This window comes from Streptomyces sp. NPDC017529 (assembly GCF_044329785.1).
Lineage (GTDB): Bacteria > Actinomycetota > Actinomycetes > Streptomycetales > Streptomycetaceae > Streptomyces.
In genome coordinates this window covers 220,738-234,724 of the sequence record NZ_JBIRJY010000008.1, presented here as the reverse complement: position 1 = coordinate 234,724, position 13,987 = coordinate 220,738, and the positions used below count along the sequence as shown (strand labels likewise).

Sequence of the window (13,987 nt, the reverse complement as noted above, 5' to 3'; positions counted from 1 at the left end):
TGCCGACACGCGGGACCAGGCGCGGCCGCCCGCAGGCACGGCCGCGCGGACGTACGGCCTTGCAAGAGCCATACGGCCATACAAAAGCAAGCAGGGCGGAGGCGGGGGGGTGCCTCTATGTCTTTCGTCAAGGCGTCCCTGTCGGGTTCGGGGTGGTTCGGGGCTGTTGGGGTTATGCGGCGAGTTCGATGTTTCTGGGGGTCCGGGGTTCGTAGAAGGTGCCGTCGCGGAGCATGGCGAACAGGACGCTGATGCGTTGGCGGGCGAGGCGGAGGAGGGCCTGGGTGTGGGTTTTGCCGCGGGCTCGCTGGCGGTCGTAGTAGGTGCGGGATGCGTGGTCGGCGTTCATGCAGGCGAAGGCGGAGAGGAACATGGCGCGTTTGAGCTGGCGGTTTCCGCCTCGTGGGGCGTGTTCGCCGTGGATGGAGGTGCCGGACTGCCTGGTGGTGGGGGCGAGGCCGGCGTAGGAGGCGAGGTGGGCGGCGGTGGGGAAGCCGGTGCCGTCGCCGACGGTGACCAGCAGGACGGCGGCGGTCCTGACGCCGATGCCGGGCATCGACGTCAGGACCGGGGAAAGAGGGTGGGCCTCCAGCAGGGTGCTGATCTGGGCTTGCATCGCCCGGCGCTGGGTGTGGACGGCGGCCAGGGACGCGGCCAGAGTGGGGATGACCACGTCGAGGGTGCCGGTGCCGGGGACAACCACGGTCTGTTCGTCGAGGGCGTCGAAGACGTCGTCGATCAGCCGGGCTGCCATGCGGGGGGCTTTCGGCCGGATCAGCTCCACGAGTCTGCGGCGGCCGGCTTTGCGCAGCGCGGCCGGGGAGCCGTGGCGCTCCAGGAGCCAGGTGACGGCGCCGTGGTCCAGGCGGGGGCCCAGGACGCGCTCCAGGCTGGGATGGAACTGGGTGAGCAGGCCGCGGATGCGGTTGCTGGTGCGGGTGGCCTCGGCGGCGAGGTCCTCATCGAAGCGACGAGGACGGTGAGTGCGGCGGTGATCTCGTCGGTGAGTTCCAGCGAGCGCAGGGTGTGCGGCATGGTGCGGGCCGCGTCCGCGATCACGGCGGCGTCCTTCGCGTCAGTCTTCGCCTCGCCCGGGTAGAGGTCGGCGATCCGGCGCATCGCCAGGCCGGGCAGGTAGGCGACCTGGCAGCCCGCGTCCCGGGCCACGGCCAGGGGCAGGGCGCCGATCGAGGCGGGCTGGTCCACGATCACCAGGACGGTGCCGAACTTCGGGGCCAGCTTGTCGAAGACGGCCCGCAGCTTCGGCTCGCTGTTGGGCAGCTGCTTGTCGAAGACCTTCTTGCCGGCCGGGGTGAGCCCGTGCCCGTGATGGGTGGTCTTGCCGACGTCCAGGCCCAGGAACACGCCCACGTCTTCGGTGGCGAACATCGCACCCTTCCAGGAACGTTGTCGGTGCCGGCCTCGGCTTCGGTGTCGTACGCGCGCATCCACGTTATGCAGACCTGCCGCCCGCGAACGACCGGGCATGGCGCCAGGTCAGGCAGTGGTCGGACCTCTTATCAGCGTCTCCGACGGCACCTCCCGGACCCGGTGACACCACCCCCCAGGTCCTGCCTTCGACAGGGGGCAACAGTCATGCCGGGCCCGGAGGCCAGCGGCCCCATTGCAGGACCACCGAAAACATAACGGGGGCGGGGGGCGGGGGGCAGCAGGAGACGCCCAGCAGAGGCCGACCGAAGGGCAAGAAAGCCCGCAATGAAAGCAGACCCACGGAAGAGTCGGACGGCCGGCCCCGCTATCCCCGGCACGGTCGCGGCTGCTGGCCCCATCAGCCCCGGAACGACACCTGCACCGAGGAGCCCAAGCACACGCTCCCGGCAAGCGTCGCCGCCACTCCCTCACCGACCCCCAGGTCAGCGCCCCATGTCCGCCAGCTTGGCGCGGAGCTGCAGTACGGACTTGGTATGGATCTGGCTGACCCGGCTCTCCGTGACGCCGAGAACATTGCCGATCTCGGCGAGTGTGAGGCCTTCGTAGTAGTAGAGGGTGACGACGGTTTTCTCGCGTTCGGGGAGCGTGTTGATGGCCCGGGCAAGCAGCCGCCGCAGCTCACGGTCCTCGGCAACCTCGACCGGGTTGTCGGCAGCCGTGTCCTCCAGGGTGTCCATCAGGCTCAGCCGGTCGCCCCCCTCGCCGCCAACGTGCAGCAGTTCCTCCAGGGCCACCACGTTGGCCAGCGACAATTGGCTGAACACCCCGTGGAGTTCTTCCAGCGCGATACCCATTTCCGAGGCCACCTCCGCTTCGGTCGGTGTGCGCCGCAGCTGGGCCTCCAGCGTGGCGTACGCCCGCTCGACCGCCCGGGCCTTCTGCCGTACCGACCGCGGGATCCAGTCCAGTGCCCGCAGTTCGTCGATCATCGCGCCCCGGATACGGGTGATGGCATACGTCTCGAACTTGATCGACCGCTCGGGTTCGAACTTCTCGATGGCATCGATGAGCCCGAAGACCCCGGAAGAGACGAAGTCGGCCTGCTCGACGTTGGGCGGCAGGCCGACGCTGACCCGGCCGGCCACGTACTTCACCAGAGGGGAGTAGTGCAGGATCAGCTGCTCGCGCAGCCGCCCGTCGCCCGAGGTCTTGTACGCGCGCCACAGCTCCTCCAGAGAGGTGGGCGCGGCGGGGCGCACGCTGCCGCGCGCGGCGGGGGGTGCGGCCGCGCGGTCAGACCCGGAGGTGTGCTGGGGCATTCGTCGCCTTGAGCCGTTCTGCCGAGACACTGGGGAACACGTGCGTGAGGTCGAATTACTCGTGAGCGTAGCGTGACTACAGTGTCGCGATGCGCGATGAAGGGTCGTTCGGGAGTGCGCAGATACGTTCCGCTGCCCGCACCCCCGGGTTACAGAAGGCGACGGTTCCACCCCCAGGGGGCAGAACCGTCGCCGTGAGTGCCCGGCGCGCGCTCCGTCTCACGCGACGTCGCCACCGACCGGTACGGGAACGGCCGAGGCCCCTCATCGCCGTCCGGTGACGGATGAGGCACACGAGCCGAAGCGCGGCAAACCTGGATTCTGCGATCATTCCCCTCACTTTTTCACCCGTTCGTCCCAGGTCAAGGACCGCCTCGCCGCGAACCTGCCGCACCCTTGGAAGCACGCGCCAACTCCCAGACAGCACCACACCTTTGAACGAACCCGAGTGACTGCAGCTCGAAGAGCTTGCCCTGCGCCACTTCCTCTGCCGTACCCGAGTCGTACGCCAGCCGCCGCGCGTCCGCCCCGCCCCGCGCGGGGACCGCTTCGAGCACTCGGCTCGCCACCGGATCGAGGAGGTCGCGCGCGACAATCGGCCCGCGCCGGGCGGGTGCGAGATCGCCGATGCTGCCGACCAGTTCGACGACCTCCGCGGCGTCGGTGACCACAACGGCTTCGCCACGGAGGAGTTGATGTACGCCGGCGGACAATCCACTGGTGACCGGCCCCGGCATGCCCATCATGTACCGGCCCAGCTCTGTCGCCCGTCGCGCAGTGACCAGCGACCCGCTGCGGAGTTCAGCCTCCACGACCACAGTGCCTCTGGTGAGAGCAGCGATGACCCGGTTCCGCAGGACGAAGCGACTGCGGGTCGGATGGTCGCCCGGCGGCAACTCGGCCACCACCAGGCCCTGTTCCGCCAGCCTCCCGATCAACTCCGCGTGACCTCGCGGGTAGGCATAATCGACTCCACAGGCCAGTACCGCGATCGTGGCCCCCTGCGCGGCAAGCGCGCCTCTATGAGCGGCACCGTCCACCCCATAGGCAGCCCCGGACACCACCGTCCAACCACGATCGGCAAGGCCCGAGCCGAGGGTGGCCGCCATGTGCGCGCCGTACTCCGTACAGGCTCTGGCTCCGACGACGGCAACGGATCGCAGCGCCCACAACCGCAGATTCGCGCTCCCCCGTACCCACAAACCGATCGGCCGCCCGTCCTCCAAATCGTCCAGCTGCCGCGGCCACTCCTCATCGCCGGGACAGACGAACCGGCCTCCCAGTGCAGCGACGGCAGCCAGGTCAGCGGCCGGCCCGGCAGACATGTCCACCCGAGCCGCTCGCAGGCGCAGCCCCGCGAACTTCTTCTTCGACACTCCCGCCGGCATTTCCCTCTCACCGGCCAGGGACTGTACGAGGTGGACCGGCGTCGTCTGCCGCAACCAACGTCCGACCGTCTCGTCACCCGGCTCAACGATGCGCGTCAACGCCGCGCGCGCTTCCCTCTCCTCTTCCCCCACGTCACGCATGTGCGGCCCCCTTACCGCCAGCCATCCGGCACACTGCTCTCTCCTCGATCCCCCGCATCTCCTGCCCTCTCCCCTTCTCTACGTACTCCCCCGACATCTCGGCACCCCGTCAGTCCGTCAATCCGGCATTCCGGTAGTCCGGTGCTCCGGTGCTCTGGCAGCGCCGTGTAACCGAAAGCGGTACATGGGCCGTCATTACGACCGCCCCACTCGGCCGGGCCCGACACGAGTTCGGTTCGCGCCCCACCTGTTCGGTCGTATGCGCGAAATGCCGTCACAATCCGAGTTCCGCCCCAGCCCGAACCCGCATGAGACACAGCCCGGACCATGGCGCACAGCGGCGGGTCCTACGCCCTCACGTGCGCCTCGCCCCTCCTCTGGGGCCCTCCCCCCCACCCGCCACCCCCTCCTCCTCCGCGCACGGCGTCCCGAAGGAGGGCCAGGGCATGACCCCAAACAGATCAGCCCAGCCTCCCGCCCCGGCGCCTCGCCGCCCCGGCAGCTCACCGGCGACGCCCCGCCTCTCCAGCCGGCGTCTCCCAGCCCGTCGGTCACTCCGGCCCCGTCGCCAGCGCCACCCCCCGCCTGATGCCCGTGCGCAATTCCAAGGCCCAGTTGACGTCCTCCGCGGTAGGGCGGTCGTGGCCGGCGAGGTCGGCGGATGTCCAGGCGACTCGGAGTACGCGGTCCATGCCGCGGGCGGTGAGCAGGCCGTTCTCCAGGTCGTGTTCGGCTTGTGCCATTGCTCCTGGGGCCACTTGCCAACGCGTCCGTAGTTCGTGGCCTGGCACCTCGCTGTTGGTACTCCAGGGCGTACCGGCGAAGCGGGTGGCAGCCCGATCGCGGGCGGTTCGTACCCGCTCGGCCACTTCGGCCGTGGATTCGGCTCCCCGGGTGAAAGAGAGCAGCTCGGAGCGCGCGACCGGCTCCACTGTCACCCTCAGGTCGATGCGGTCCATCAGCGGTCCCGACAGGCGGGCCCGATAGCTCCGGATGGTGGAAGGGCGGCATTCGCAGCCGCCCCCGAGCGTGCCGTGGCGCCCACAAGGGCAGGGGTTCGCGGCCAGGGCCAGCAGGAATCTCGCGGGCATGCGCATCATCCCGGCGGCTCGCGCGACCACGACCTGCCCGGACTCAAGCGGCTGCCTCAGCGCGTCGAGGACGCGGGCGCTGCACTCCGCCGCCTCGTCGACGAACAGGACACCGTGGTGAGCCAGCGACACGGCTCCCGGCCGGGGCAGGCCGCTGCCGCCGCCCACGAGTGACGCCATCGTCGCGCTGTGGTGAGGCGCGCAGTACGGCGGGCGCTCCACCAGCGGCTGTCCGGGTGGCAACGTGCCGGCTACCGAATGTACCGCCGTGACCTCCAGTGATTCCTTCGGTGACAGAGACGGCAGCAGCCCTGGAAGGCGTTCGGCGAGCAGAGTTTTGCCGGCTCCTGGTGGGCCCTTCAGGAAGATGTGATGGCGTCCGGCTGCCGCTACTTCCAGGGCCTTGCGGGCACCGTGTTGTCCCACGACGTCCGACAGATCGGGCAGGCGCTCTCCCGGCGCGCGCCCCGCACCGACCGCGTTGCCAGGGACGGCCAGCCCGGCCAGCAGCGGGTCCGGGCGGCCTTCCACCGTCGACCCGTCGTCTTCCTCTTCCGGTACCGGCTCGTCCGTGAGCACTGCGATCAGTTGCCGGAGGCTCCGTACGCCGAGGACGGAGACTCCTGGGACGAGCGATGCCTCGGCCACGGCCCTGTCCGGCACGACGACCTGGCGGTACCCGGCGTCGGCTGCGGCCAGGACGGCGGGCAGCACCCCGCGCACCGGCCGGACGCGGCCGTCCAGCCCCAGTTCGCCGATCATGACGAGGTCGGTCAGCTCACGCGGGTCGATCCGTTCCGCCGCTCCGAGCACCGCGCAGGCCACGGCGAGGTCGAAGCCGCTGCCTCCCTTGGGTACGGAAGCCGGGCTGAGTCCTACAGTCAGCTTCTTCTGCGGCCATTCGCCTCCGGAATTCACGATGGCGGCGCGCACTCTGTCCCGTGATTCGACCAGGCTCTTGTCGGGCAACCCGACCAGGGTGAAGGCTGCCACGCCCGGCTCCAGGTCCGCCTGGACCTCGACGACCACACCCTCGACGCCGACCAGCGCGACCGAGCACGTACGGGCGAATCCCATCAGGACACCCCCCGGACATGCTCCAGGAGAGGCGCGCCCCGGGCCGGCAGCAGCACGCCGATCACATCGATGCGCACCCCGCCGGGCGGTGGCCCGCCGTGCTGCTCCAGCCAGCGTTCCGCCAGGCGGCGAAGGCGCGCGGCCTTTTCGGGCCGTACGGCCGCCATCGGGTGTTCGTACGCACCCGCACGCCGGGCCTTGACCTCGCAGAGCACCAGCGCGTCACCGTCGGCGGCCACGATGTCGACCTCGCCTTCCTGGCACCGCCAGTTGCGGTGCAGGATGCGCATGCCGACTGAGATCAGGTGTCGGGCCGCGAGGTCTTCTCCGTACTGTCCGATCGCGCGTCGCGCGCCTGTGACATGCGGGGTGCTCGCGGTGAGCCGGGCGGCGGAGTCACGGGCACGGACCCGGCGGGGGCGTCCCCGGGAGTTCGGCCGACGGCTCTGGGCGGGTGTGATCGTCCGGGCGTCATGGACGGGCGATGTGTGCTGGGAGGTTCCTCTGCCGCTTCCGTTCGCGGCGGCTGTCCGGGGCTTTCCCTCATGCCCGTCCGCGGCTGTCCGGGGCTTTCCCTCAGGACTGACGCTGTGCGTAGCGTTCTGTGTGGCGTTCACTCGGCACCACCTCCGGCACCGACTGTGACGCTCCAGCCCAGATCTATTGGATCTTGGTGGATAACCAGGCTGATGTGGATAACTCGGTCACCCGTCCGAGCGAATCCACGCCGATGGCGGGCCGGCTGCAAACCGATGGCCAGCTCCACGCCAGGCGCCAGGCGTCACGTACCAGGCGTCAGGCATCAGATGTCAGGAGGCAGCGTCGTCCCCCCGCCCCACCCCGACACCTCAGCTCCCCGGCAGATCCAGATCGCTCTTGTTCAGCTCCTCGATGTTCACGTCCTTGAACGTCAACACACGCACCTGTTTCACGAAGCGAGCCGGTCGGTACATGTCCCAGACCCAGGCATCCGCCATCGAGACCTCGAAAAAGACCTCTCCCTGAACGGAGTGCACCTGCATCTCGTAGTCGTTCGTGAGGTAGAAGCGGCGTTCAGTCTCGATCACGTATTTGAACAGCCCGACGACGTCGCGGTACTCCCGGTAGAGCTTCAGCTCCATCTCGGTCTCGTACTTTTCGAGGTCCTCGGCGCTCATGGCAGATCCCCTTCAGCCGTGCGTCCCCCTATTGTGCGTCAGACGCTCTCGCTAGCCAGCAGCACTGGCGCGCCAGGGGGCCCTTCGTCGAGCAGTGTGCGCAGCAGCTCGGCGAACGTGGTCGGATACACCGTCTCATGCGATCTGGAAAGTTCTTCCGAAGTCCACCACCTCAGTCCGGACACGCTGCGTCGTTCCAGGTCCGTCTGCCCCGACATCTCCGTTGCAGTCCGGTCCGTGCGAGCCAGGAAGTACCACTCGTCCTGGTCCCAGCGCCGCCCGTCGAAGGGGAAGGAGCAGTGGCGCTTCCACAGCAGCGGGCCGAGCCGTACGTCTGTGATGCCGGTTTCCTCGGCCAGCTCTCTGACCGCGGCTTCCTCGCGGGTCTCCGCGCCCTCCAGGCCGCCGCCCGGCGTGAACCACCACGTGTTGGAGGGGTCGGCCGGTTCGTAGCCGTGCAGCAGCAGGACTCGGTCGTCCGGGTCGAGCAGCACCACTCGTGCCACCTGCCGCACCTCTACCGGCAGATCGTCGGTCGTTCCCGTGCGCCCATCGCCCGGCTCCCCACCCGGCACGCCACCATCCGCCTCGTACGGCGCTTCGTTCACTTCATTTTTCTCAGCCACTCTCGCGCCCCTTGCGTCCCATACGTCGCGCCAAAGGCCCGTACGCCGCGCCGCCAAGGATCATCACCGCGCCGACGACGACCGCGATGACGATGGTCCGCACCGGGCCCGGCTGCGAGGTGCCGCCGGGCATCGCCGCGAAGCCCGCCGGCCGTTCCACCATCCCCATGCTGCCGAGCGGCCACGCCCTGGCGTCCACCCGCGCGTCCACCGCGCTCCGTGGCACGGCACCGTGGTCGCCGTCCTTGAGGTGGGTGCGCGAGTCCAGGGAGTCGTTGCGGTGGTCGCCGAGCAGGAAGAGCCGGCCCGCCGGGACCTTCGAGCTGAAGCCGGTCGGCGAGGCCGGGCCCGCGGCCTGAAGATACGGTTCTTCAACGGGCTTTCCGTTGAGCGTCAGCCGGCCGTCCTTGCTACAGCAGGCGACCGTGTCGCCGCCCACCCCGACGACCCGCTTGACCATCGGCACGTTGCCCCACACCGAGTCGCGGAACACCACGACGTCACCGCGCCGGATCTCCGCGCCGTCCACCTGCTCGGCCAGCACCCGGTCGCCCACTCCGATCGTCGGGGCCATCGAGTCGGTCGGCACCGTATAGGGGCGGTAGAGCAGCGCTCCCCATACGAAGCCGCCCAGGAACAGCACGCAGCCGACGGCCACGACCAGACCGGACAGCACACTGCCCGTCGTCCGGCCGCGGCCGCCGCTCGTACGTTCCTTGCTGCTGCTCATCCCGCGCTCCCGCCCCGCGAGCACGGCCCGCGTCGAAGAGTTGGGACGGCACCCTACCCGGGGGTACGTTCCCCAGTCAGCACCGTGAGCCGGAACGACGGAACACCCGGCATGCAGCATGTGCACAACGGGTGTTCCGGTCCTGCCGGCCTTCACCTGGCCGCGTTCCTCGTATGCGGCCGGGATAGCGCTCAGTCCGAGGCCTGTCCCACCGGACGCGCCGCTTGTGCGGCCCGCTTCCGGCGGCGCCAGAGCACGATCGGCACCGCGCCCGCGAGGCCCATCGCCGCCGGCGCCGCAGCCGCCGCCGTGTTCAGCGCGGGCTGGTCGAACGTGTCCGGCACCGAGAGCCACGACCAGCGGTTGATCGGCCAGGCGATGGTGAACGCGCGGCCCACGACCTGCTTCACCTCGACCGTGCCGTTGCCCTTGAGGTTGGTGTGATAGCGCGAGTCCAGGGAGTCCTGGCGGTGGTCGCCCATGACCCAGATGCTGCCCTTGGGCACCGTGAGCTTGTCGATCTCCTTGTCACCGCAGGGCGTGTTGCCGGGGAAGAGGTACGAGTCCTCCTTCAGCGCCGTGCCGTTGACCATGACCGGCCCGTTGCCGTGGCACTCCACGGTGTCGCCACCGACCGCGATGACCCGCTTGATCAGGTCCTTCTCCTCGGACGACGGCATCAGGCCGATGAAGCTGAGGACCTGCTGGATCGCGTTGGGCTCGGGGGTCGGCACCTCGTTCAGCCAGCCGCCCGGGTCGTGGAAGACGACGACCTCGCCGCGCTCCGGCTCGGAGCCGAACCACGGGGTCAGCTTGTCCACCAGCACCCGGTCCCCGCGCTGCAGGGTGTCCTGCATCGAGTCGGACGGGATGGAGAACGCCTGGACCAGGAAGGTCTTGATGATCAGCGCCAGGACCAGCGCGATCCCGATGAGGATCGGCAGCTCTTTCCAGAAGGCACGCGGCTTCTTGCCCTTCTTCACGCTGCCGCTCTCCTCCTCGTCCGCCGGCTGTTCCTTGTCCATCGGCACTCCGGGGCCCGCCGGCTGCCCGGAGCCCGCCGGCTGTCCCGCGTCCGCCGGCCGTGCCGGTCCTCCGGACGCCGCGGGCTGTGAGGACTCACCGTTTCCCGCAGGCTCTTCGGGCTCTTCGGTACCGGACCGCGCGCCGACCGCCAAGTCCCCCACATCCACTCCTTGCTCCTCGCCACCGCCCACCCGACAGTCGGGGCAGGCCCACCACTCCCATAACGAGCGGGAGTTCCGCAGGGGTCGGGAGTACGGACAAACCGTCGGAGGACACACTATGCGGCGCCTGCCCCGCCGTCGCCCTCGCACCCGGCGCGTCGCGCACGCTCGCGTAGGTGTCGGGCTCCGCCAGACGGCGCCAGTGCCCCACCGGCCACCCGATGACCACGGCCCGGCCGACGACGCTGTCCACCGAGATCGTCCCACGGTACGGCTCGTCCAGGTGATACCGCGAGTCCGCCGAATTGGAGCGGTGGTCGCCCATCACGAAGATCCGCCCGACGGGAACCTTGACCTCGAACGCGAACTGTGAGGGCGGATTGCCCGGATGTATGTACGGCTCGTCCAGGGCTGTGCCGTTGACCGTGACGCGGCCCTGCTTGTCGCAGCACTTGACGGTGTCGCCGCCGACGCCCACGACGCGCTTGATCAGGTCCTGCTCGTCGGCCGAAGGAAGCAGCCCGATGAACGTCATGAATTCCTTGGCCTGCTTGACCCCTACCGGGTCGTCGGCGGCCTTGACCTGCTCGCCCTTGAGCCAGCCCCCGGGGTCCTTGAAGACGACCACGTCGCCGCGCTCGGGTTCCGAGCCGAACCAGGGGGTGAGCTTGTCGACCAGTACGCGGTCGCCGATTTGGATCGTCTGCTCCATGGAGCCGGAGGGGATCACGAACGCCTGCACGAGGAAGGTCTTGAGCACCAGCGCGATGGCCAGGGCCACACCGATGAGGATCGGTATTTCCTTGAGGTAGGAGCGGCGCCTGCGGCGCTTGATGCGGCGTGCCTGACGCCGCCGCTCGGCCCGGCCCCCGGTGGCCCGTCCCGGCCTGGTCGTACGAGTGACGACGCCCGCTTCCCCGCCGGTCCCGGCGCCGTACGGGCCGCCCCCGAACCCTCCGTTGCCGTGGGAACCGCCCCCGTACTCCCCGTACGAGGCCTCCGCGTCCGTCTCGCCCGCGTGCGCGGCCTCCTGGTGCCCGTGCCTGGGCCGCCCCCGGTTACCCATGGCTGCCGGCCGGGCCCGGTATGGCGTCGAAGGAGCGTGGGCGGTCCACGGCCGTCCAGTGGCCCACCGGCCAGGCGATCCAGTCGGCGCGGCCGATCACCTTGCCGACCGGGACGGTGCCGCCGCCCGGTTCGCCGAGGTGGTCCCGTGAGTCCCGTGATCTGTCGCGGTGGTCTCCCATGACCCACAGCTTTCCCTCGGGCACCACGATGTCGAACGGGTCGGAGGACGGCGCGTCCCCCGGATACAGGTATCCCTCGTCCACCGGTTCGCCGTTCACCTTGATCCGCCCCCGTTTGTCGCAGCAGGTCACCCGGTCCCCGCCGACGCCGATCACGCGCTTGATGTAGTCCGTGTCGGCGGGCTGCGCCAGGCCCAGCGCCGCGCCCGCACCCCGTACCAGACCCGTCACCGGGTTCTCCTCCGGTTCGCTCTGCAGGAACGAACCGGTGCCGTCGAAGACGATCACATCGCCTCTGCGCGGCTCACCGCCGAAGCGGTACGCCAGCTTGTTGACCAGCACCCGGTCGCCGATCCGCAGCGTGTTCTCCATGGAGGAGCTGGGGATCAGGAAGGGCTGCACGACGAAGGCGCTGAGCAGCAGGACGAAGGTCACACACAGGGCGAGCAGCAGTACCGGGCGGCGCCACAGGGCGGCCAGGCCCGATCCCAGCCGGGACGCGAGCCACCGGAGAGGGGCTCGTTGCCGCCGCGCCTGCTTCGAGGGCTCCTCGGCCTGTTCCCGGGGCTCCACCCGCTCGTCCTCCGGCCGGTCCTTCTGCCGGCGCTGCCGTGCCCGGGAAGCGTGCGCGGAAAAACGCGCGGAGCGCGACCCCTGCTCCGGCCCCTGGTCGGGGGCGGGAGAGCGGTCGCGCTCCGAAAGCTGTGCGTCGGTGTCCATCGGACCCTGAGCCTATCCGGCCGGTCCAGGACGCCGGACGTCTGTTCAGTTGTCGCGCTTCTCCTTGATCTTCGCGGCCTTGCCGCGGAGCTCACGGAGGTAGTACAGCTTGGCGCGACGCACGTCACCGCGGGTCACCAGCTCGATCTTCTCGACGATCGGGGTGTGCACGGGGAAGGTGCGCTCGACGCCGACGGAGAAGCTGACCTTGCGGACCGTGAAGGTCTCGCGCACGCCGGCGCCCTGGCGGCGGATGACGACGCCCTTGAACTGCTGCACACGGGAGCGGTTGCCCTCGATGACGCGCACGTGGACGTTGACGGTGTCACCCGGGCGGAAGGCCGGGATGTCGCTGCGCAGCGACGCGGAGTCGACGGAGTCGAGAAGGTTCATGACCTACTGCTTTCTTCGTTGATGCCACAGGTCATCAACGGAACTGGAAATATCGATGAGGTTGCCGTTCCGTCGGGCGGGCGTCGTTCCCCCTGTGGCAGGGGCGCGCGCCGGACGCACACAGCAGCGGCCTATTCTTCCACGTCGTGACGCGTACGCCCAAATCGGCCGTGCGTTCCCGGCGCCCAGCCGAGGATCGAGAGGGTCTCGCGGTCCTTCTTGTCGAAGGCGGCCGGGTCGGCGCGCTCGATGAGGTCGGGGCGGTTGCGGTCCGTACGGCGGAACGCCTCGTCGCGGCGCCAGCGGGCGATCTTTCCGTGGTGTCCGCTGAGCAGCACCTCGGGGATGCCGCGGCCGCGCCACTCCGGAGGCTTGGTGTAGACGGGCCCTTCCAGGAGGTCCGCCATCGCGCCGGGCGCGAAGGAGTCGTCCTGGTGGGAGGCGGAGTTGCCCAGGACGCCGGGCAGCAGCCGGGCGATGGCCTCGACCATGACCAGGACGGGGGCCTCGCCGCCGGCCAGGACGTAGTCGCCGATGGAGACCTCGCGTACGTCCACGCGGTCGCCGTACTCCTCGATGACGCGGCGGTCGATGCCCTCGTAGCGGGCGGGGGTGAAGACCAGCCAGGGCTTCTCCGAGAGCTCGACGGCGAGCTGCTGCGTGAAGGGTTTGCCGCTCGGTGTGGGGACGACGATGACCGGGTCGCCCTCCTGGGAGTCGATGACCGAGTCCAGCGCCTCGCCCCACGGCTCGGGCTTCATGACCATGCCGGGGCCGCCGCCGTACGGGGTGTCGTCGACGGTGTTGTGCTTGTCGTGGGTCCATTCCCGCAGGTCGTGGATGCGGACGTCCAGCTGGCCGCGGGCGCGCGCCTTGCCCACCAGGGAGACGTTCAGCGGTTCCAGGTACTCGGGGAAGATCGTGACGACGTCGAGACGCATTACGCGTCCTCGCCGGCGTCGCGGGCCGAGGCCACCTCGGCCTGGCTGTCGTCGAGCAGGCCCGGCGGGGGGTCGATGACCGCCTTCTGCTCCGCCAGGTCGATCTCCGGCACGATCTCGGAGACGAAGGGGATCATGATTTCGCCACCGTCCGGGCGCCGGACGATCAGCAGGTCCTGGTAGGGCAGGTGGGAGATCTCGGCGATGCGCCCGACCTCCGTGCCGTCGGTGGTCACCACGTCGAGGTCGACGAGCTGGTGGTCGTAGAACTCCTCGGGGTCCTCGGGGACCTCTTCGGGGTCCACCTCCGCGATCAGCAGCGTGTTGCGCAGGGCCTCGGCGCCCGTACGGTCCCGCACGCCCTCGAAGCGCAGCAGCAGGCGCCCGCTGTGCACCCGGCCGGTCTCGATGGTCAGCGGGCCGGTGGCGGGCGGGTCCGTGGCGAGTACGGCGCCGGGCGCGAGCCGCAGCTCCGGCTCGTCGGTACGCACCTCGACGGTGACCTCGCCCTTGATGCCGTGGGCGCGGCCGATCCGCGCGACTACCAGCTGCACAGTGGCCCCTCTTCGCGGCCGGCC

Annotated in this window: 13 protein-coding genes and 1 pseudogene; all 14 read right to left on the bottom strand. The window is 69.8% G+C overall.

Annotated elements, in window-relative coordinates; genetic code table 11:
* Positions 1–172: 172 nt before the first annotated feature.
* Positions 173–1,389, bottom strand: a pseudogene (locus tag ACH4K4_RS22425) (IS110 family transposase).
* 485 nt (positions 1,390–1,874) lie between these two features.
* The gene (gene whiG / locus ACH4K4_RS22420; protein WP_398169464.1) at positions 1,875–2,711 is read right to left on the bottom strand and encodes an RNA polymerase sigma factor WhiG; all 837 of its coding nucleotides are present in this window, start codon (positions 2,709–2,711) and stop codon (positions 1,875–1,877) included.
* A gap of 362 nt (positions 2,712–3,073) precedes the next feature.
* Complete coding sequence (dprA, locus tag ACH4K4_RS22415; protein ID WP_398169462.1) at positions 3,074–4,240, bottom strand: DNA-processing protein DprA; 1,167 nt, start codon at positions 4,238–4,240, stop codon at positions 3,074–3,076.
* A gap of 551 nt (positions 4,241–4,791) precedes the next feature.
* Positions 4,792–6,408, bottom strand: a complete 1,617-nt coding sequence (locus tag ACH4K4_RS22410) for a YifB family Mg chelatase-like AAA ATPase (RefSeq protein ID WP_398169460.1) — start codon at positions 6,406–6,408, stop codon at positions 4,792–4,794.
* On the bottom strand, positions 6,408–6,749 hold the full coding sequence (locus tag ACH4K4_RS22405) for a YraN family protein (protein ID WP_398169621.1): 342 nt from the start codon (positions 6,747–6,749) through the stop codon (positions 6,408–6,410). The genes ACH4K4_RS22410 and ACH4K4_RS22405 overlap by 1 nt, the downstream gene beginning before the upstream one ends.
* A 507-nt stretch (positions 6,750–7,256) precedes the next feature.
* A complete protein-coding gene (locus ACH4K4_RS22400) occupies positions 7,257–7,565 on the bottom strand; it encodes a DUF2469 domain-containing protein (RefSeq protein WP_003980220.1) in 309 nt (102 codons plus the stop codon).
* A 38-nt stretch (positions 7,566–7,603) separates the two neighbouring features.
* Complete coding sequence (locus tag ACH4K4_RS22395) at positions 7,604–8,092, bottom strand: NUDIX hydrolase (RefSeq protein ID WP_398169620.1); 489 nt, start codon at positions 8,090–8,092, stop codon at positions 7,604–7,606.
* Positions 8,093–8,183: 91 nt separating this feature from the next.
* Positions 8,184–8,921, bottom strand: coding sequence for a signal peptidase I (gene lepB, locus ACH4K4_RS22390; RefSeq protein WP_398169458.1), 738 nt, complete (start codon positions 8,919–8,921; stop codon positions 8,184–8,186).
* Positions 8,922–9,112: 191 nt separating this feature from the next.
* Complete coding sequence (gene lepB / locus ACH4K4_RS22385) at positions 9,113–10,099, bottom strand: signal peptidase I (RefSeq protein WP_398169618.1); 987 nt, start codon at positions 10,097–10,099, stop codon at positions 9,113–9,115.
* A complete protein-coding gene (gene lepB, locus ACH4K4_RS22380; protein WP_398169456.1) occupies positions 10,041–11,174 on the bottom strand; it encodes a signal peptidase I in 1,134 nt (377 codons plus the stop codon). The genes lepB (ACH4K4_RS22385) and lepB (ACH4K4_RS22380) overlap by 59 nt, the downstream gene beginning before the upstream one ends.
* Positions 11,167–12,075, bottom strand: a complete 909-nt coding sequence (gene lepB, locus ACH4K4_RS22375; protein ID WP_398169454.1) for a signal peptidase I — start codon at positions 12,073–12,075, stop codon at positions 11,167–11,169. Before lepB (ACH4K4_RS22375) ends, lepB (ACH4K4_RS22380) begins: the two co-directional genes overlap by 8 nt.
* A 45-nt stretch (positions 12,076–12,120) precedes the next feature.
* Positions 12,121–12,468 (bottom strand): 50S ribosomal protein L19, encoded by a 348-nt coding sequence (rplS, locus tag ACH4K4_RS22370; protein ID WP_031007308.1) that lies wholly within the window; start codon positions 12,466–12,468, stop codon positions 12,121–12,123.
* Positions 12,469–12,599: 131 nt separating this feature from the next.
* The gene (gene trmD, locus ACH4K4_RS22365) at positions 12,600–13,409 is read right to left on the bottom strand and encodes a tRNA (guanosine(37)-N1)-methyltransferase TrmD (RefSeq protein ID WP_398169453.1); all 810 of its coding nucleotides are present in this window, start codon (positions 13,407–13,409) and stop codon (positions 12,600–12,602) included.
* A complete protein-coding gene (gene rimM, locus ACH4K4_RS22360) occupies positions 13,409–13,963 on the bottom strand; it encodes a ribosome maturation factor RimM (protein ID WP_360131152.1) in 555 nt (184 codons plus the stop codon). The genes trmD and rimM overlap by 1 nt, the downstream gene beginning before the upstream one ends.
* Between the last annotated feature and the right edge of the window lie 24 nt (positions 13,964–13,987).